Origin of the sequence: Actinomadura macra NBRC 14102 (assembly GCF_001552215.1) — a bacterium.
GTDB lineage: Bacteria > Actinomycetota > Actinomycetes > Streptosporangiales > Streptosporangiaceae > Spirillospora > Spirillospora macra.
This window is the reverse complement of sequence record NZ_BCQT01000053.1, coordinates 1-958: the sequence shown is the minus strand read 5'-3', so window position 1 is coordinate 958 and position 958 is coordinate 1. Positions and strand designations below refer to the sequence as shown.

The 958-nt window shown below is 67.7% G+C and carries 1 protein-coding gene; it reads right to left on the bottom strand.

The annotated features are described in order from the left end of the window. Window positions 1-81: 81 nt before the first annotated feature. A partial coding sequence (locus AMA02S_RS39690) for a M28 family metallopeptidase (protein WP_157431176.1) occupies window positions 82-958 on the bottom strand: 877 nt, incomplete at its 5' end.

Sequence of the window (958 nt, the reverse complement as noted above, 5' to 3'; positions counted from 1 at the left end):
CCGGACCGGGCACGAGCCGGCGGTGCTAGAGGCTGAAGCTCCAGCCTTCGCGGGACCCGGTGTCACCGGGTCCCGGGTCGGTCACGATCGCCTGCTGGGTGCGGACGCCGGTTGGGCGCCCACGGCGACCTTCCACAGCGCGTAGGCGATCGCGTCGGAGCAGCGGTCGAGCGCGGTGGTGTTGATGTTGGCGGGGTAGCTGTCGCAGGCCTGGTGGTAGCACTTGTCGAACGCCTGGTTGGCGGTGCCACCCCACTTTTGTGCCTGCGCGGCGCTCTTGCGTGCCGGCGCACCGGTGAACAGGAACGTCGTGGCGATCCCGGCGTCGCGGAACGAGCCGTCGTCGCTACAGCACTCGGCGACCTCCTCGGTCGCCACGTTGATGGAGTCGAAGTATCCCTTCAGGTTGGCCGCCAGGGGCGAGGTGAGGTTGTCGATGAAGTAGCCCGGGTTCGGTGAGCCGACCATGTCGAAGTTGAAGTAGCCCTTGATCTTCGACCGGTCGGCGGTCGACAGGCGGCCCACGTAGAACTTCGAGCCGCGCAGGCCCTGCTCCTCGTCGGTCCACCAGCCGAACCGGACGTGGTTGAGCATGGTGGGCTTGGACTGGGCCAGTTGGAGGGCGACCTCCAACTGTGCCGCCGATCCGGTGCCGTTGTCGTTGATGCCCGGGCCCGCGGCGACGCTGTCGAGGTGGGCGCCGAACATGTAGGTGCTGCTCTCGTTCCCGCCCGGCCAGTCGGCGATCAGGTTGGGTCCCGCGCCGCTGGTGCATCCGGACGAGCACGCCTGCCGGACCACGTTGAACCCGGCGGCCTTCAGCTTCCCTTCGATGTAGGACACCGAACCGGTGTAGCCGGCGCCGGTGGAACGGCGGGTACCGCCGTTGCTGGTGGCGATGGTCTGGAACTGCTGCAGGTGCGCCTTGACGTTCTCAACATTGATGTCAGGCGCTGCC